The 16,873-nt window shown below is 62.9% G+C and carries 16 protein-coding genes; 6 read left to right on the top strand and 10 right to left on the bottom strand.

Going from position 1 to position 16,873, the window contains the following annotated elements; all coding sequences use genetic code 11:
* Positions 1-93 precede the first annotated feature (93 nt).
* A complete protein-coding gene (locus G1E_RS19610; RefSeq protein ID WP_009682250.1) occupies positions 94-1,407 on the bottom strand; it encodes an ATP-binding protein in 1,314 nt (437 codons plus the stop codon).
* Positions 1,408-1,420: 13 nt separating this feature from the next.
* Positions 1,421-2,161, bottom strand: a complete 741-nt coding sequence (gene ompR, locus G1E_RS19615; RefSeq protein WP_009682249.1) for a two-component system response regulator OmpR — start codon at positions 2,159-2,161, stop codon at positions 1,421-1,423.
* 216 nt (positions 2,162-2,377) lie between these two features.
* Between ompR and G1E_RS19620 the strand changes: the two genes are divergently transcribed.
* The 4 genes from G1E_RS19620 to G1E_RS19635 all read left to right on the top strand — a co-directional run bounded on the left by G1E_RS19620 (position 2,378) and on the right by G1E_RS19635 (position 7,442).
* On the top strand, positions 2,378-4,702 hold the full coding sequence (locus G1E_RS19620; RefSeq protein WP_009682248.1) for a Tex family protein: 2,325 nt from the start codon (positions 2,378-2,380) through the stop codon (positions 4,700-4,702).
* Positions 4,702-5,085, top strand: coding sequence for a PaaI family thioesterase (locus G1E_RS19625; RefSeq protein ID WP_009682247.1), 384 nt, complete (start codon positions 4,702-4,704; stop codon positions 5,083-5,085). Before G1E_RS19620 ends, G1E_RS19625 begins: the two co-directional genes overlap by 1 nt.
* Positions 5,086-5,238: 153 nt before the next feature.
* Positions 5,239-6,816, top strand: a complete 1,578-nt coding sequence (gshA, locus tag G1E_RS19630) for a glutamate--cysteine ligase (protein WP_009682246.1) — start codon at positions 5,239-5,241, stop codon at positions 6,814-6,816.
* Entirely contained in the window at positions 6,816-7,442 is a 627-nt protein-coding gene (locus tag G1E_RS19635) for a TetR/AcrR family transcriptional regulator (RefSeq protein WP_009682245.1), read from the top strand. Before gshA ends, G1E_RS19635 begins: the two co-directional genes overlap by 1 nt.
* 251 nt (positions 7,443-7,693) lie before the next feature.
* Here the strand turns inward: G1E_RS19635 and G1E_RS19640 are convergent, their stop codons facing one another.
* The 8 genes from G1E_RS19640 to G1E_RS19675 all read right to left on the bottom strand — a co-directional run bounded on the left by G1E_RS19640 (position 7,694) and on the right by G1E_RS19675 (position 14,795).
* Positions 7,694-7,909 carry a molybdopterin-binding protein gene (locus G1E_RS19640; protein WP_003255829.1) on the bottom strand — a complete coding sequence of 72 codons (216 nt, stop codon included), beginning with the start codon at positions 7,907-7,909 and terminating at the stop codon, positions 7,694-7,696.
* Between the two features lie 27 nt (positions 7,910-7,936).
* Positions 7,937-8,749 (bottom strand): aliphatic sulfonates ABC transporter ATP-binding protein, encoded by an 813-nt coding sequence (gene ssuB, locus G1E_RS19645; protein ID WP_009682244.1) that lies wholly within the window; start codon positions 8,747-8,749, stop codon positions 7,937-7,939.
* Complete coding sequence (ssuC, locus tag G1E_RS19650; RefSeq protein ID WP_009682243.1) at positions 8,746-9,543, bottom strand: aliphatic sulfonate ABC transporter permease SsuC; 798 nt, start codon at positions 9,541-9,543, stop codon at positions 8,746-8,748. Before ssuC ends, ssuB begins: the two co-directional genes overlap by 4 nt.
* Before the next feature lie 10 nt (positions 9,544-9,553).
* Entirely contained in the window at positions 9,554-10,702 is a 1,149-nt protein-coding gene (ssuD, locus tag G1E_RS19655; RefSeq protein WP_009682242.1) for an FMNH2-dependent alkanesulfonate monooxygenase, read from the bottom strand.
* 60 nt (positions 10,703-10,762) lie between these two features.
* The gene (locus G1E_RS19660) at positions 10,763-11,728 is read right to left on the bottom strand and encodes a sulfonate ABC transporter substrate-binding protein (RefSeq protein WP_047150041.1); all 966 of its coding nucleotides are present in this window, start codon (positions 11,726-11,728) and stop codon (positions 10,763-10,765) included.
* 84 nt (positions 11,729-11,812) lie between these two features.
* Positions 11,813-12,406 carry an NADPH-dependent FMN reductase gene (gene ssuE / locus G1E_RS19665; protein WP_009682240.1) on the bottom strand — a complete coding sequence of 198 codons (594 nt, stop codon included), beginning with the start codon at positions 12,404-12,406 and terminating at the stop codon, positions 11,813-11,815.
* A 250-nt stretch (positions 12,407-12,656) separates the two neighbouring features.
* Entirely contained in the window at positions 12,657-13,295 is a 639-nt protein-coding gene (locus G1E_RS19670) for a peroxiredoxin (RefSeq protein WP_009682239.1), read from the bottom strand.
* Positions 13,296-13,463: 168 nt separating this feature from the next.
* Positions 13,464-14,795, bottom strand: a complete 1,332-nt coding sequence (locus G1E_RS19675) for an OprD family porin (protein ID WP_009682238.1) — start codon at positions 14,793-14,795, stop codon at positions 13,464-13,466.
* A 608-nt stretch (positions 14,796-15,403) separates the two neighbouring features.
* Here G1E_RS19675 and tauA point away from each other — a divergent pair.
* Together tauA and G1E_RS29715 are read left to right on the top strand one after the other, a co-directional pair.
* Positions 15,404-16,375, top strand: coding sequence for a taurine ABC transporter substrate-binding protein (gene tauA, locus G1E_RS19680; RefSeq protein ID WP_009682237.1), 972 nt, complete (start codon positions 15,404-15,406; stop codon positions 16,373-16,375).
* A 13-nt stretch (positions 16,376-16,388) separates the two neighbouring features.
* Positions 16,389-16,873 (top strand): ATP-binding cassette domain-containing protein (locus G1E_RS29715; protein WP_047150046.1); only part of this gene is annotated, 485 nt, incomplete at its 3' end.

The following is a 16,873-nucleotide window of genomic DNA, read 5'->3' on the forward strand; positions in this document are numbered from 1 at the left end:
TAACAGGCGCTGCATACCTTTGGCAAACACCTGTCAGACCTGATGCGATCCCCGTGGGCTTGCCGGCGACAGGGCCGGCACAGCCAACCAAACTCAAACGGCGTTACGCGGCAGCAACAGCCCCAACGGCAACCGCACCCGCGCCTCGATACCGCCCCCGGACCGGTTGCGTAGCTCGACATTGCCGCCATGCTGCGCCGCAATACGCTTGACGATGGCCAACCCCAACCCGGTCCCCTTGCCACCCCGCGCCCGGTCACCCCGGATGAACGGGTTGAAGATGGTTTCCAGCTCCGACTCGTCAATGCCGGTACCGCGGTCCAGCACGCTCAGCACCACGTACGGCGCACTTTCGTCACCCGAGACATAGGCTGCCACCTCGACCCCTTTGCCCGCGTGGTGCAAGGCGTTGCCGATCAGGTTGCCCAACATGCGCTTGAGCGACACGCGGCGCAGCGGGAACGGCGGGATCGGCTCCAGGCACAGGCGCACACGTTCTTCCGGCTGGTTGTAGGGGGCGACCACCTCACGCACCAGGTCCCCCAGGTCGACCTCTTCGACCGGCTCGTCCCGGCCATCACGGATAAACGCCAGGAACTGGTCGAGAATCGCGTCCATGTCTTCGATATCACGGACCATATCGTCGCTCAGGTCGTTGTCGCTGTTGAGCAACGACAACGACAAACGCAGGCGCGTGAGCGGTGTACGCAAGTCATGCGAAACCCCGGCCAGCATCAGCTCGCGTTCACGCCCGGCCTGCTCGACGTCTTCGGCCATCTGGTTGAAGGCCCTGTACACCTCGGTCATCTCGCTGGGGGTGTCGCTGATCGGCAACCGCACGCTGCGCCCCTGGCCCAGCTGGCGGGCGGCGAACACCAGACGCTTGAGCGGCTGGTTCAACTGCCGCACGAAGATCCACGCCGAAGCGGTGGACAACAGGCCAATGGCCAGGAACCAGCCCAGCACGTTCCAGATTTTCTGCCCGCGTAGCGGGTGCGGGTACAACGGCACCTTCAACCAGCCCGGGCCCAGGCTCGGCGCATTTACCCACAGCGCCGGCGGCGCATGAATGCGCAGGCGTACTTCGGTGTCCTCGCCCAGCTCGGCCTGCATCTGGCGTTGGTAGATTTCGCTGTAGGGCCAGTGCTGCTCGCCTTCGGGCACGCCCGAGCCGGTCACACGAATGAGGCCTGCCGCCTCGGCGATCTTGTCGCGGTTTTCTTCGTCGGCAGCCCAATACGCGCGCAAAGTCAGCGCCACACCGTGGCTGTACTGCCGGTCGACCAGTACGTCCTCGTTCATCAGCAGGTAGACCAGGGTCAGGGCCTTGGAGAACAGGACAACGATCAACACCAGCCACAGGGTGCGGGCGAAGAAGCTTTGCGGAAACCAGAGCGGTGTTTTCATCGACGGTCAGGCATCACTTTCCGGCGTTTCCGTCCGGCACGAACACGTAGCCCACGCCCCACACGGTCTGGATGTAGCGGGGCTTGGACGGGTCGGGCTCGATCATGCGCCGCAGGCGCGAAATCTGAACGTCGATGGAGCGCTCCAGGGCATCCCATTCACGGCCACGGGCCAGGTTCATCAGCTTGTCGCGGGTCAGCGGCTCGCGGGCATGCATGACCAGCGCCTTGAGCACGGCGAACTCACCGGTGGTGAGCATGTGCACTTCGTCGCCACGCTTGAGTTCGCGGGTGGCCAGCGACAACTCGTAGTCGCCGAAGGTGACCGACTCGTCTTCGCTACCCGGTGCCCCTGGCACGGTGGGTGCCTGGCGGCGCAGCACGGCCTTGACCCGGGCCATCAGCTCGTCCGGGTTGAACGGCTTGCCCAGGTAGTCATCGGCACCCAGCTCCAGGCCCTTGATGCGGCTGAGCTCGTCACCCTTGGCAGTGAGCATGATGATCGGGATCTGGTTGTTGTGCTGGCGCAGGCGCTTGCACGCCGACAGGCCGTCTTCGCCCGGCAGCATCAGGTCCAGCACCACCAGGTTGAAGACCTCGCGGGACAGCAGGCGGTCCATCTGTTCGGTGTTGGGCACCGCGCGGGCTCGGTAGCCTTTGCTGGTGAAGAAACGTTCCAGCAGGCTGCTCAGCCCTGGATCGTCGTCGACGATGAGAATCTTTTCACCTTCTGCGGTGTTCGGCGTGCCGGTCATGAATAACTCCTCTGAGATCGCCGCGCATTATGGCGTAGCCATTGCAACGCGTGCCGTGAGCATTGTTAGCAGATTTTTCCCCGGGCGCCAGTTCCGACTGGCCGGGCGCCATCACCGCAAGCGGTTTGCGATGGGTATAATGCGCCGCTTTCATCCTGCGCCGCCGGGCGAAAGCCCATAGGCGACCCCCGTATTCACAAATGTCAGGTGGTTTACATGGACAGCATCAACAGCCGTATCGCCGAGGAACTGGGCGTACGCCCCCAGCAGGTCGAGGCGGCCGTGGGCCTGTTGGACGAAGGCTCGACCGTGCCTTTCATCGCCCGTTACCGCAAGGAAGTGACCGGTAGCCTGGACGACACCCAGCTGCGCCATCTGGAAGAGCGCCTGCGCTACCTGCGCGAACTCGACGAACGCCGCGCCAGCATCCTCTCCAGCATCGAGGAACAGGGCAAGCTGACCCCGGAACTGGCCCGCGAAATCAAGCTGGCCGACACCAAGACCCGCCTCGAAGACCTGTACCTGCCGTACAAGCAGAAGCGCCGCACCAAGGGCCAGATCGCCCTCGAAGCCGGCCTCGGCGAGCTGGCCGACGGCCTGTTCAACGACCCGTCACTGACCCCGGAAAGCGAAGCGGCACGCTTCGTCGATGCCGACAAGGGCGTGGCCGACGTGAAGGCCGCCCTGGAAGGCGCCAAGTACATCCTCATGGAGCGCTTTGCCGAGGACGCCGCGTTGCTCGACAAACTGCGCAGCTTCCTCAAGCAGGAAGCCGTGCTCAGTGCCCGCGTGGTGGCCGGCAAGGAAGAAGAAGGCGCCAAGTTCCGCGACTACTTCGCCCATGACGAGCTGTTGCGCACCGCCCCTTCGCACCGCGCCCTGGCAATTTTCCGCGGGCGCAACGAGGGCGTGCTGAGCGCTTCGCTGAAAGTCGGTGAAGAACTGCCCGGTACCCTGCACCCGTGCGAGCTGATGATCAGCAACCACGTCGGCATCGAGAACCGCAGCCGCCCGGCCGACAAATGGCTGGCTGAAGTGGTGCGCTGGACCTGGAAGGTCAAGCTCTACACCCACCTGGAAACCGACCTGTTCGGCGAACTGCGCGACAACGCCGAAGGCGAGGCGATCAACGTGTTCGCCCACAACCTGCACGACCTGCTGCTGGCGGCCCCGGCCGGCCCGCGCGCCACACTGGGCTTCGACCCTGGCCTGCGCACTGGCTGCAAGATCGCCGTGGTCGACGCCACCGGCAAGCTGCTGGACCACACCACGGTCTACCCGCACGCCCCGAAAAACGACTGGGACCGGACCATCGCCATCATGGCCGCGCTGTGCGCCAAACACTCGGTAGAGCTGATTGCCATCGGCAACGGTACCGCCAGCCGCGAAAGCGACAAGCTGGTCGCCGAACTGGTCAAGAAATATCCAGCCCTGAAAATCACCAAGGTCATGGTTTCCGAAGCCGGCGCGTCGGTTTACTCGGCATCGGAACTGGCCGCCCGCGAATTCCCGGACCTGGACGTATCGATCCGCGGCGCCGTATCGATTGCCCGCCGCCTGCAGGATCCGTTGGCTGAACTGGTGAAGATCGACCCGAAATCTATCGGCGTCGGCCAGTACCAGCACGACGTCTCGCAGTTGAAGCTGGCCCGTGGCCTGGACGCCGTGGTCGAGGACTGCGTGAACGCCGTGGGCGTGGATGTGAATACCGCCTCGGTGGCGCTGCTGACGCGCATCTCCGGGCTTAACGCCACGCTGGCACAGAACATTGTCGCGCACCGCGACGCCAACGGCCCGTTCGCCACCCGCGCGGCGCTGAAAAAGGTCAGCCGCCTGGGCGAGAAAACCTTCGAGCAGGCTGCCGGCTTCCTGCGGGTGATGAACGGCGACAACCCGCTGGACGCCTCGGCGGTTCACCCCGAAGCCTACCCCCTGGTACAGCGCATCGCCGCCGATACCGACCGCGACATTCGCTCGCTGATCGGCGACAGCAGCTTCCTCAAGCGCCTGGACCCCAAGCGTTTCACCGACGAAACCTTCGGCCTGCCGACCGTGACCGACATCCTGCAGGAGCTGGACAAGCCCGGCCGCGACCCCCGCCCGGAGTTCAAGACCGCCACCTTCCAGGATGGCGTCGAAGACCTCAAGGACCTGGAGCCAGGCATGATCCTCGAAGGCGTGGTGACCAACGTCACCAACTTCGGTGCCTTCGTCGATATCGGCGTGCACCAGGACGGCCTGGTGCATATCTCGGCGCTGTCGGAGAAGTTCGTCAAGGACCCGCGTGAGGCGGTCAAGGCCGGCGACGTGGTCAAGGTCAAGGTCATGGAGGTGGACATCCCGCGCAAGCGTGTGGGCTTGTCGATGCGCATGAGCGACACCCCGGGCGAAAAGGTCGAAGGCAACCGCGGCGGTAACCGTGGCCCGGCAGGCAACCGCCAGCAACAGGCGCCGCGCCAACGTGAAACCGCTACCGCGGCCCCGGCCAACAACGCCATGGCCGCGCTGTTCGCCAACGCCAAGCAGCTGAAGAAGAAGTGATGGACATACCACGCGAATATGTCGAAAGCGCCTTCAGCCAGCTCCTTGGCTGCCGCCTGCAACGCCTGGAGCCCGGCGTTGCCGAGGTCGCCCTGGCGCTGCAGCCGCAGTTGCGCAACCGTGGCCAGAAGCTGCACGGCGGGGCTATTTTCAGCCTGGTGGATATCGCCATGGGCCTGGCCTGTTCGGCCAACCATGGCTTTGACCAGCAAAGCGTCACCATCGAATGCAAGATCAACTACATGCGCGCCGTCAGTGACGGCGAGGTCCTGTGCACCGCCCGCGTGCTGCATGCCGGGCGGCGTACCCTGGTGGTCGACGCCGACGTAGTCCAGGGCGACAAACTGGTGGCCAAGGCGCAAGGAACCTTTGCGGTTCTCTAGCTCACCAAGCAGTATCTGCGGTATTTTCAGCAGTGCGCTGGCACTGCTGGATCCGCGTAAACCAGGCGACAACGCCAGTTCCTTTCTCCCTACCCTTGTAGACCGTTATCTCTACCCCCATATTGGGGCGACTGACGCGTGAAGGAATACATCTTGAGCGAACTCCTCAACCGCCGCCTGAGCCTGCTCGGCGCCAATCTTCCCCTGCTCAAGCAGTGCCTGCACGGTATTGAGCGCGAATGCCTGCGCGTGACCGACGAAGGTCGCCTGGCCCAGACTCCGCACCCGGATGCACTGGGATCGGCGCTGACCAACGAGCAGATCACCACTGACTATTCCGAGTCGCTGCTGGAGTTCATCACCCCCGCGCTGGCCGACCCGGCTAAAGTGCTCGAAAGCCTCGAACAGACCCACCGTTTCGTCTACAGCAAGCTGGGCGACGAGTACCTGTGGAGCCCATCGATGCCATGCACGTTGCCGGCCGAAGAGGACATCCCGATCGCCGAGTACGGCAGCTCGAACATCGGCAAGCTCAAGCACGTCTACCGCAAAGGCCTGGCCTTGCGCTATGGCCGCACCATGCAGTGCATCGCCGGCATTCATTACAACTTCTCGCTGCCAGAGGCTCTGTGGCCTTTGCTGCGTGCTGCCGAAGGCAGCAGCGAGCCCGACCGCGACTATCAGTCATCGGCCTACATTGCGCTGATCCGCAACTTCCGCCGCTACAGCTGGTTGTTGATGTACCTGTTTGGCGCCTCGCCGGCCCTGGACAAAGGCTTCATGCGTGGCCGCCCGCACCAGCTCGAAGAGCTGGACGCCGAAACCCTGTACCTGCCCTACGCCACCAGCCTGCGCATGAGCGACCTGGGCTACCAGAGCAACGCCCAGGCGGGCCTCACGCCTTGCTACAACAACCTGGCCAGCTACACCGACAGCCTGCGCAAGGCGGTGGGCACGCCCTACCCGCCCTATGTCGAGGTCGGCACGCACGTCGACGGTGAGTGGGTACAACTGAATACTAACATCCTGCAGATCGAAAACGAGTACTACTCGAACATACGCCCCAAGCGCGTCACCTATACCGGCGAGCGGCCGATCCAGGCCCTGACTTCGCGCGGCGTGCAGTATGTGGAAGTGCGCTGCCTGGACATCAACCCGTTCCTGCCAGTGGGCATCGACCTGACCGAGGCGCGCTTCCTCGATGCATTCCTGCTGTTCTGTGCCCTGGAAGAAAGCCCGCAACTGGGCAATGCCGAGTGTGGCCAGTGCACCAGCAACTTCCTGGCCGTGGTCAAGGAAGGTCGCCGCCCGGGCCTGGAATTGCAGCGCAACGGCCAGCCGGTCAGCCTGAAGGTGTGGGCCGGCGAGCTGATCGAGCGTATTCGACAGTTGGCCGAGCTACTGGACCAGGCCGAAGATACCGACGCCCACAGCAAGGCGCTGGATGCGCAACAGGCCAAGGTCGATGACGCCTCGCTGACGCCTTCGGCCCAGGTGCTGGCGCGCATGACCGAGCATGACGAAAGCTTCGTGCAGTTTTCGCTGCGCCAGAGCCGTATTCACGCCGAGACCTTCCGTGAACAGCCGCTGAGCCAGGAGCAGCAACAAACCTACGAGACGCTGGCCCGCGAGTCGCTGGCCAGGCAGGCCGAGCTGGAGCAGGAAGAAGTCGGTGATTTCGACCTGTTCGTGGGTGCCTATCAAGCCAGCATCCTGGCGATCAGCAACTGATGACGCGTACCGCTACCCCGCGCAAACCGCGTGCCAGCAGCCAGGCCAGGATCGAAGCGATCCTGGCGGCTGCCCGCGAACTGCTGGCCGAGGTGGGGGTGGCGGCAATGTCGATCTACAGCGTGGCCGAGCGTGCGCAGATTCCGCCGTCGTCGGTCTATCACTTCTTCGCCAGCGTGCCGGCGTTGCTCGAGGCGTTGACCGCCGACGTGCACCGGGCTTTCCGTGAGGCTCTGAGGGCACCGATCGACAGCCAGGCGTTCAGTACCTGGCATGAGCTGTCACGGCTGATCGAGCAGCGCATGCTGGATATCTACAACCAGGATGCAGCAGCGCGGCAACTGATTCTGGCCCAGCACGGGCTGAGTGAAGTGGTGCAAGCCGATCGGCAGCACGACATGGAACTGGGCGACCTGATGTACAAGTTGTTCGACCAGCATTTTCACCTGCCGGTGATGCCGCTGGATGTGGATGTGTTTGCCCTGGCCATGGAGCTCAGCGACCGGGTGTATGCGCGCTCGGTGCAGCTGCATGAGGCGATCACCCCGCGTATGGCCGAGGAAGGCAAGCGGGTGTTCGAGGCCTACCTGGGGTTGTATCTACCGCCGTTTCTAATCAAGCGTTGAATTTGGTGGCCTCACTGCCGGCAAGCCGGCGCCCACAGGGAAAGGCACAAGGCCGAAAACCTGTGCAGTACCTGTAGGAGCGGCCTTGTGTCGCGATCGGGCTGCAAAGCAGCCCCGCGAGTTAAGCGTTATTGGGGCTGCTTTGCAGCCCTTCGCGGGCACGCCCGCTCCCACACTCAAGAAATGCGCGATCCCCTGTGGGAGCGGGCGTGCCCGCGAAGGGTCGCAAAGCGGCCCGCGGGCCACTTTCATCACAGCTTGGCGATAGACACTTCCGTCGACTTCACAAAGGCAATCACTTCACTGCCCACCTGCAGCTCCAGCTCACGCACGGAGCGGGTAGTGATCACCGAAGTGACGATGCCCGAAGCCGTCTGCACGTCGATTTCCGACAGTACCGGCCCTTCGAGGATTTCTTTCACAGTGCCTTTGAACTGGTTGCGCACGTTGATGGCTTTGATAGTCATGATTGGCTTCCTTTTGGCTTCTGGGGTTCAGTGCGCCCAACGCAGTTGCGTGGGCAGAGGGGCTACAGGATCCGGCTCGGGCGCAGCGCCCGGGGCCGACAGCACACGGTTGAGCACTTTGCTTTCCAGCGCAGCCAGGCGGTGCGAACCACGCGCCCGAGGCCGTGCCAGGTCGACAGTGAGGTCGAGCCCGACCTCGCCGTCTTCGATCAGGATCACCCGGTCAGCCACGGCAACCGCCTCGCTGACATCGTGGGTAACCAGCAGCACGGTGAACCCGTGCTGACGCCACAGGCGTTCGATCAGTTGCTGCATCTCGATACGGGTCAGGGCATCCAGCGCGCCCAACGGCTCGTCCAGCAATAGCAGGCGCGGCTGGTGGATCAGCGCCCGGGCCAGCGCCACACGCTGCTTCTGGCCACCCGAGAGCGCTGCCGGCCACTCATTGGCACGGTCGGCCAGGCCAACCGCCTCCAGGGCATCCAGCGCTCGCGAGCGCCAGTCGCCAGACAGGCCCAGGCCCACGTTGTCGATCACCTTCTTCCAAGGCAGCAGGCGTGCGTCCTGGAACATCAGGCGGGTTTCTTCGCGCGCTTCGTCCAGCGGCGCGGCCCCGGCCAGCAACTGCCCGGCAGTGGGCTGGTCGAGCCCGGCCAGCAAACGCAGCAAGGTGCTCTTGCCGCAGCCGCTGCGGCCAACAATGGCCACGAACTGGCCGGCCGGAATGTGCAGGTCGATACCTTTCAAAACTTCGCGCTGGCCAAAGGCCTTGCGCACGCCGTTGGCGGCCAGCGGGATGCCACGCAGCAGGCGTGGCGGCCGTTCCTTGAGCACGGTCATGCGCCCCCCTTCTTCGCCACTTGATAGGCTGGGTGCCAGCGCAACCACACACGCTCCAGGCCACGGGCGGCGAGGTCGGCGAGCTTGCCGAGCACGGCGTACAAAACGATGGCCAGCACCACCACGTCGGTCTGCAGGAATTCACGGGCGTTCATGGCCAGGTAGCCGATGCCCGCGTTGGCCGAGATGGTTTCGGCAACGATCAGGGTCAGCCACATGAAGCCCAGGGCAAAGCGCACGCCCACCAGGATCGACGGCAGCGCCCCCGGCAGGATCACCTGGCGGAACAGGCTGAAGCCGGACAACCCATAACTGCGGGCCATTTCCACCAGCGCCGGGTCCACATTGCGAATGCCGTGGTAGGTGTTCAGGTAGATCGGGAACAACGTGCCCAGCGCGACCAGGAAGATCTTCGCCGACTCATCGATACCAAACCACAGGATCACCAGCGGGATCAGTGCCAGGTGCGGCACGTTGCGTATCATCTGCACCGAGCTGTCGAGCAGGCGCTCGCCCCAGTTCGAAAGGCCCGTGATGAAGCCCAGCGCCAGGCCGATGCTGCCGCCGATGACGAAGCCCAGCCCGGCACGCCAGCCACTGATGGCCAGGTGGGTCCAGATATCACCGCTACGCACCAGCTCGACGCCAGCACTGACCACGGCGCTAGGCGCCGGCAAGATGCGCGTCGACAGCCAGCCAGCACTGACCGCCAGCTGCCAGGCGGCCAGCAGCAGCACCGGCAGCGCCCATGGCGCCAGCCGCTGGGCAAGGTTGTTGGAAGTTGCACGACTCATGGCCTGGCCCTCAGCTCTGCGGGACGGACTTGGGCAGGATGTCGTTGGCTACCATCTCGCCGAACGGGCTCACGTAGCCACCCGCCTTGGGTTGTTCCGGGCGGTTCACGTCAATGTGCGGGAACAGCAGCTCGGCCACTCGGTACGACTCTTCCAGGTGCGGGTAGCCGGAGAAGATGAAGGTATCGATGCCCAGCTCGGCGTACTCTTTGACCCGCGCGGCCACGGTCGGGCCATCACCGACCAGCGCGGTACCCGCACCGCCACGCACCAGGCCAACACCCGCCCACAGGTTGGGGCTGACTTCCAGGTTGTCGCGGTTACCGCCGTGCAGGGCGGCCATGCGCTGCTGGCCCACCGAGTCGAAGCGCGCCAGCGAGGCCTGCGCACGGGCAATGGTGTCATCGTCCAGGTGCGAAATCAGGCGGTCGGCGGCGGCCCAGGCTTCTTTGTTGGTTTCGCGCACGATCACGTGCAGGCGGATACCGAAACGTACTTCGCGGCCTTGAGCAGCGGCCTTTTTGCGCACTTGGGCGATCTTCTCGGCCACGGCTGCCGGTGGCTCACCCCACGTCAGGTACAACTCGACCTGTTCAGCCGCCAGGTCTTGGGCAGCTTCTGAAGAACCGCCGAAATACAGCGGTGGGCGGGGCTGCTGAATCGGCGGATAGAGCAGCTTGGCGCCCTTCACCTGAATGTGCTTGCCGTCATAATCGACGTTTTCGCCTTCCAGCACCTTGCGCCAGATACGGGTGAACTCGACCGACGCCTCGTAGCGCTGCTGGTGGTTCAGGTGCAGGCCGTCACCGGCCAGCTCGTCAGGGTCGCCGCCGGTGACCAGGTTGAACAGCGCCCGGCCGTTGGACAGGCGATCGAGGGTGGCTGCCTGCCGAGCCGCCACGGTTGGCGAGATGATGCCGGGGCGCAGGGCCACCAGAAACTTCAAGCGCTGGGTCACGGGGATCAGCGAGGCCGCGACCAGCCAGGAGTCCTCGCAGGAGCGCCCGGTCGGGATCAATACCCCACCAAAACCAAGCCGGTCGGCAGCTTGCGCGATCTGTTGCAGGTAACCGTGGTCGACCGCGCGGGCGCCATCGGCAGTGCCCAGGTACTTGCCGTCACCGTGGGTGGGCAGGAACCAGAAAATGTTCAGACTCATTGGAGTTGTCTCCTCAAGGGGGGCACGAGCCGGGGCGGTGCCCCGGCATGGGCGCATCATTCAAGGCGCGCTAGCGACCTTGGCCGGGGGTGTCCAGATCACATCCTTGATGCTCAACGGCTTGGGTATCAGCTTGAGCGCCTGGAAGGTGTCGGCGATCTTCTGCTGCGCCGCCACTACCTCCGGGTTGAGGGGCGCGGCGCCGTAGCCTTGGCGTTTGACCGAGGTAAGTGTGATGTCGGCAGGCAAGCCGAGTAGCGGCGCCACCTGGTCGGTGACTTCCTGCGGGTTGGCCTGCGACCACTCGCCCACGGCGCGCACTTGCTCGATAACGGTGTTGATCACCGCTGGGTGCTCGGTCGCGTAGTTGCGGGTAGCGAGATAGAACTGATGGTTGTCGACCAGGCCCTTGCCGTCACGCAGGGTGCGCGCCTGCAACTGTTGCTCGGCGGCGGCCTGGTACGGGTCCCAGATCACCCAGGCGTCGACACTGCCGCGCTCGAAGGCTGCTCGGGCGTCGGCCGGCGGCAGGTAAACCGGCTGGATGTCGCTGTACTGCAGGCCCGCGTCTTGCAGTGCACGCACCAGCAGGTAGTGCACATTGGAGCCTTTGTTGAGGGCAACTTTCTTGCCTTTGAGATCCTTCACCGACTGTACCGGCGAACCCTTGGGCACGAGAATCGCTTCGCTGTGCGGCGCGGGCGGTTCGTAGGCCACATAGAGCAGGTCGGCGCCGGCGGCCTGGGCGAATACCGGTGGTGTTTCACCGGTGACGCCAAAATCGATTGAGCCGACGTTCAGCCCTTCAAGCAGCTGCGGGCCGCCGGGAAACTCGGTCCACTGCACCTGTACGCCCTGCTCGGCCAGGCGCTTCTCCAGCGTGCCCTTGGCCTTGAGCAGCACCAGGGTGCCGTATTTCTGATAACCGATCCGCAGGCTCTCGGCCTGGGCTTGGGTGATGGCGCCGAAGGACACAGCCGCCGCGAACAGGGCGACCAGACCGCGACGCAAGAAGACTGTGCGCATGGCGCTCTCCTGTGCGATAGGGTTCGGGTTGCACCTGCTTGCCTCGTTGGCGGGCGAGTAAGGTGGTAAAGCGGATAAAACCGGTCAGATGCTCCAGCGAGCACTGAGCAGGCGTTCGTTCAGTACACCGGGGGCCACGGGGCGCGGCCGACGGGTCAGGGCAACGTGGAAGGTTTCCAGCGAGTCCTGCAGGCGTTCTTCCAGCGCGGGTAGCAGTTGCGCGGGCTTGCTGCCCTCTGCATAAGCGACCTGGCTGTCGTCAGCGAAGATCCCTTGCAGGGTCTCTTGCGCCTTGAGTGCAGACAGCACGGGCTTGAGTGCGTAATCCACCGCCAGCATGTGGGCGATGCTGCCGCCGGTGGCGATCGGCAACACGATCTTGTGTGCCAAAGCGCGTTCCGGCAGCAGGTCGAGCAAGGTTTTCAGAGCACCGGCAAACGATGCCTTGTACACCGGTGTGGCGACGATCAGGCCATCGGCCTGGGCCACCAGTTGCTGGAAGTGCTGTACCTGCGGGCTGTCGAAACGGGCATGCAGCAGGTCTTCGGCAGGGAAGTCACGTACCTGGAACGTCACCACTTCGACGCCGCGATGCTGCAGCCACTGGCGCGAACGCTCCAGCAGCACGCCGGAGCGTGAACGTGGACTTGGGCTACCACCGATTGAGACGACCAACATTGCAGCGCTTCCTTGTGTTCTGTTGGGGGTGACATTAGCAGTCAGTTTATATATCTAGAAATCATATTTTTTTATTTATTTATTCCTTATCGTTATTTATTGGCGTCGCGATCTTGGGGCCGCTTTGCGGCCCATCGCGACACAAGGCCGCTCCTACAGGGGGCGGGTAACGGTAAAAATGCAAAAAAAAAGGCCGTCGAAACGGCCCGAAAATCCCTGTGAGGCTAAGAGCGATGCAACGAGGAATGCGTTAACGATTGGGCTGGGGGGTCAGGCGCAGATAGGGTTTGACGGCCCGGTACCCTTTGGGGAAGCGCTGCTTGATCTCTTCTTCGTCCTTGAGCGAAGGCACGATCACCACGTCGTCGCCGTCTTGCCAGTTACCTGGCGTGGCCACCTTGTGGTTGTCGGTCAGCTGCAGCGAGTCGATCACCCGCAGGATTTCATTGAAATTGCGCCCAGTACTGGCCGGGTAGGTGATGGTCAGCCGCACCTTCTTGTTCGGGTCGATCACGAACAGCGAGCGCACGGTCAGGGTGTCGCTGGCGTTCGGATGGATCAGGTCATAAAGGTCTGAAACCTTGCGGTCGGCGTCGGCGATGATCGGGAAATTGACCACGGTGTTCTGGGTTTCGTTGATGTCGGCGATCCATTTGTGGTGCGAATCGACCGGGTCGACCGACAAGGCAATGGCCTTGACTCCGCGTTTGGCGAATTCGTCCTTGAGCTTGGCAGTCAGGCCCAGCTCAGTGGTGCATACCGGGGTGAAGTCAGCCGGGTGGGAGAACAGCACACCCCAGCTGTTACCCAGCCACTCATGGAAACGGATCTTGCCTTCGCTGGAATCCTGTTCGAAATCGGGGGCGATATCGCCGAGTTTTAGGCTCATAGGCTGCGGCTCCTGGGCTGGGTTGTGGTCAGCGTGTGAATTGACTGTGCCTGCAACTGACTAAAAACAAAAAGAATAAATAATGATTTATTTATAGCTTTTTGACATTACAGTCTGCAGACATGAAAAAGCCTCGCACTAGGCGAGGCTCTTTGGTGTCGCTACGGCTTACAGGAAGCTGTAAGTGTAGTTCACGATGAAGCGAGTCTGGTCCTGGTCCGCGCTGGCTTCGTTGCTGCCACCGCGGTATACACCCTGGCGCAGGCTGAAGCCCAGGCCTTTGAGGGTACCTTGCTGAATGGTGTAGTCGACGCGGGCGTCACGTTCCCATTCGTTGTAGGTGCCGTGGCCGCTCTTGTAGCGAATGTCGTCACCGCGCAGGTAGGAAACCGAAGCCTTCAGGCCCGGAACGCCAAGCGAGGCGAAATCATACGAGTACTGGCCGAAGTTGGTGTTCTCACCGGCACGGGCGAACTGGTTGATCATGCTGTCGGTGAACAGGTAGAAGCTGGAACCGGCAGCGCCTTCAGGGCGGCCGTTACCGTCAACCACGTTGCCCTGGTTCAGCCAGACGAAACCGCCGTCATCGCTGACTTGCTGACGACCGAGCATCAGCGCGTGGCCACCAAGGGTGTAAGTGAACATGGCGGTCCAGGTCTTGTTGTCGACCTTGCCAGTGTTCTTGGCGTAGCCACCGTTGTTGCTGAAGTTGTAGCCGCCGCCGTGACCGTTGTTGCCGTCGCTGCTGCTGTCGAAGTAGCGCAGGTCGGTCTTGAACGACTGGTCGTCGGCGATCTTGAAGACGTGGGTGGCACCCAGGAAGTGCTGCTTGTAGAAGTCTTCCAGGTTCGAGTAGTAGTACTGCAGGGTCAGGTCTGGAGTGAGCTTGTAGTCCAGGCCACCGTAGCGGAACTTGTTGCTGTCGGCAGTGGCGCCAGCGACCGACAGGCCGGTACGGTTGCTCGACGCACGACCCATGGCGTGGGTCAGCTGACCGGCGTTGATGGTCAGGTTGTCGATTTCCTTCGACTGGATGGTGCCACCCTCGAAGGTTTGCGGCAGCAGACGCCCGTCGTTGGAGACCAGGATCGGCAGGTTTGGCGCCAGGGCGCTACCGAAGTGCACTTCGGTCTTGGAGAAGCGAGCCTTGGCGTTGGCGCCAAAACGTGCCCACTGGCTAGCGGCCGAGCCGTCCGAGTCGCTTGGGAAGAAGCTGCTGTTGTCAGGGTGTTTGCCACGGCCACCGTCCAGGTGGATACCCCACAAGGCCTGGGCATCGACACCAAAACCAACGGTGCCTTCAGTGAAACCGGAGATGTAATCGAGCTTGAAGCCCTGACCGGACTCGCGGTTGTCAGCACCGCCATCGCGGTTGTCGTTGTTGAAATACATGGTGCGCGAGCTGAGGGACAGTTTGCTGTCTTCCACGAAACCGGCAGCGCCTGCTGTTTGGGCAAAAACCCCCAGTGCCACGGCCACGGCCAGGCTGGACTTGTACATGTTGTGCTCCTCTACGTTCTAATTTTTGTGTATCTCTGGCGGTAGGGTCTTGTGCCCCGCTCACCGTGGATTGGCGATTTAGTCCCAAAGTGTGACTGGTAAGTCAAACGTTTCTAAACGTTTCTCGACTTTGGTCTAAGGCGCCACCTGCGCTACAGGATAATGACAATCCTATAAATCCAAAATGACCGTTTTGTGAATTTCTAAGATTTTTAGGGAATATGTAACGAACCTTTGCAACCAATCGTTGTAGCTATACGGGTTCTAATAGCATTCAGCTATTTGCAAACGTTTGCTAATAACCTAATTCCTTAATGTTCTATAGGGACGGAGAAGCCTAGCAGGCTGATCTGATTTCGCCATTGACCCAGGTTATGGCCCTTCGCAGGCTTTGTAGGAGCGGCCTTGTGTCGCGATGGGCCGCGACGCGGCCATGAACGCTCAGCGTCGCAGCAGCCATCGTCAGGGCCGCTTCGCGCCCCATCGCGACACAAGGCCGCTCCTACTGCTTTACCTCCTAAGCTAATGCAAAAAAGTTATTTATTTTAAATTTCTTAGATCATTTAGCCTTCTCGCCATACCCCAGTTTGCCTGACGAGAGGTTCACCATGATCCCGCATGCCCCGCTGCGCCTGTTCGCCGCCCTGACCCTCGCCAGCGCCAGCTGGCTGGCCCAGGCGGCCGACCTGACCGTCGCCTACCAGACCACCGTCGACCCCGCCAAGGTGGCGCAGGTGGATGGCGACTACGAAAAAGCCAGCAAGGCCAGCATTGACTGGCGCAAGTTCGATAACGGCGCCGATGTGATCACCGCAGTAGCCAGCGGTGACGTGCAGATCGGCTACCTGGGCTCCAGCCCGCTGGCCGCCGCCGCCACCCGCAAGCTGCCGGTCGAAACGTTTCTGATCGCAACGCAGATCGGCGCAGGCGAGGCTCTGGTCGCCCGCGACAGCATCAACACGCCACAAGACCTGGTCGGCAAGAAAGTCGCCGTGCCATTCGTTTCAACTGGCCACTACAGCTTGCTGGCAGCCCTGAAGACCTGGAACATCGACCCCTCCAAGGTGCAGATACTCAACCTCGCGCCCCCTGCGATCATTGCCGCCTGGAAACGCGGCGACATCGACGCCACCTACGTCTGGGACCCGGCCCTGGGCGTGGCCAAGGAAAACGGCAAGGTGCTGATCACCTCGGGCGAGCTGGCCGCAAAAGGCGCACCCACCTTCGATGCCTGGATCGTGCGCAAGGACTTCGCCGAGAAGCACCCCGACGTGGTCAAGGCTTTTGCCAAGGTCACCCTCGATGCCTACGCCGAATACCGCAAAGACCCGCAAGCCTGGCTGGCTGACAAGGGCAACGTAGACAAACTGGTGAAGCTGTCCGGCGCCAAGGCCAGCGACATTCCGGTGCTGCTGCAGGGCAACGTCTACCCACTGGCCGCCGACCAGGCCAGCGCACTGGGTGCACCGACCACCCAGGCACTGACCGACACGGCCAACTTCCTCAAGCAGCAAGGCAAGGTTGACGCCGTACTGCCGGACTACTCGCCGTACGTCAGCGCCAAGTTCCTTCCAAACTGAACCGGAGCCCGCCATGGCCTTGCTCGAACTGGAGCGCATCAGCGCACAGTACCCCGGTGCCGCCACCCCGGTGCTGGCCGACATCAACCTGAGCCTGGGGCCGCGCCAACTGCTGGTGGCCCTGGGGCCATCCGGCAGCGGCAAAACCTCGCTGCTCAACCTGATCGCCGGTTTCGTTACCCCCAGTGGCGGTCGCATCACCCTCGACGGTGTACCGGTGCAAGGGCCTGGTGCCGAGCGCGGTGTAGTGTTCCAGGACGACGCGCTGCTGCCCTGGCAGAACGTGCTGGGCAACGTCGCCTTCGGTCTGGAGCTGGCCGGCGTACCGCGCGGCGAGCGTGAAGCCAAAGCCCGCGAGATGCTGGCCCTGGTCGACCTCGCCGGCTTCGGCGAGCGGCGCATCTGGCAGTTGTCCGGCGGCCAGAAGCAACGCGTGGGCCTGGCCCGGGCGCTGGCAGCCGACCCACGGGTGCTATTGATGGACGAACCGTTCGGCGC

The organism is Pseudomonas sp. TJI-51 (assembly GCF_000190455.2).
Lineage (GTDB): Bacteria > Pseudomonadota > Gammaproteobacteria > Pseudomonadales > Pseudomonadaceae > Aquipseudomonas > Aquipseudomonas juntendi.

Excerpts from the sequence above, each read along its gene's own strand:
- G1E_RS19610 (WP_009682250.1), bottom strand. The coding sequence starts at position 1,407 with ATGAAAACACCGCTCTGGTTTCCGCAAAGCTTCTTCGCCCGCACCCTG.
- ompR (WP_009682249.1), bottom strand. The coding sequence starts at position 2,161 with ATGACCGGCACGCCGAACACCGCAGAAGGTGAAAAGATTCTCATCGTC.
- G1E_RS19620 (WP_009682248.1), top strand. The coding sequence starts at position 2,378 with ATGGACAGCATCAACAGCCGTATCGCCGAGGAACTGGGCGTACGCCCC.
- G1E_RS19625 (WP_009682247.1), top strand. The coding sequence starts at position 4,702 with ATGGACATACCACGCGAATATGTCGAAAGCGCCTTCAGCCAGCTCCTT.
- G1E_RS19635 (WP_009682245.1), top strand. The coding sequence starts at position 6,816 with ATGACGCGTACCGCTACCCCGCGCAAACCGCGTGCCAGCAGCCAGGCC.
- G1E_RS19640 (WP_003255829.1), bottom strand. The coding sequence starts at position 7,909 with ATGACTATCAAAGCCATCAACGTGCGCAACCAGTTCAAAGGCACTGTG.
- ssuB (WP_009682244.1), bottom strand. The coding sequence starts at position 8,749 with ATGACCGTGCTCAAGGAACGGCCGCCACGCCTGCTGCGTGGCATCCCG.
- ssuC (WP_009682243.1), bottom strand. The coding sequence starts at position 9,543 with ATGAGTCGTGCAACTTCCAACAACCTTGCCCAGCGGCTGGCGCCATGG.
- ssuD (WP_009682242.1), bottom strand. The coding sequence starts at position 10,702 with ATGAGTCTGAACATTTTCTGGTTCCTGCCCACCCACGGTGACGGCAAG.
- G1E_RS19660 (WP_047150041.1), bottom strand. The coding sequence starts at position 11,728 with ATGCGCACAGTCTTCTTGCGTCGCGGTCTGGTCGCCCTGTTCGCGGCG.
- ssuE (WP_009682240.1), bottom strand. The coding sequence starts at position 12,406 with ATGTTGGTCGTCTCAATCGGTGGTAGCCCAAGTCCACGTTCACGCTCC.
- G1E_RS19670 (WP_009682239.1), bottom strand. The coding sequence starts at position 13,295 with ATGAGCCTAAAACTCGGCGATATCGCCCCCGATTTCGAACAGGATTCC.
- G1E_RS19675 (WP_009682238.1), bottom strand. The coding sequence starts at position 14,795 with ATGTACAAGTCCAGCCTGGCCGTGGCCGTGGCACTGGGGGTTTTTGCC.
- tauA (WP_009682237.1), top strand. The coding sequence starts at position 15,404 with ATGATCCCGCATGCCCCGCTGCGCCTGTTCGCCGCCCTGACCCTCGCC.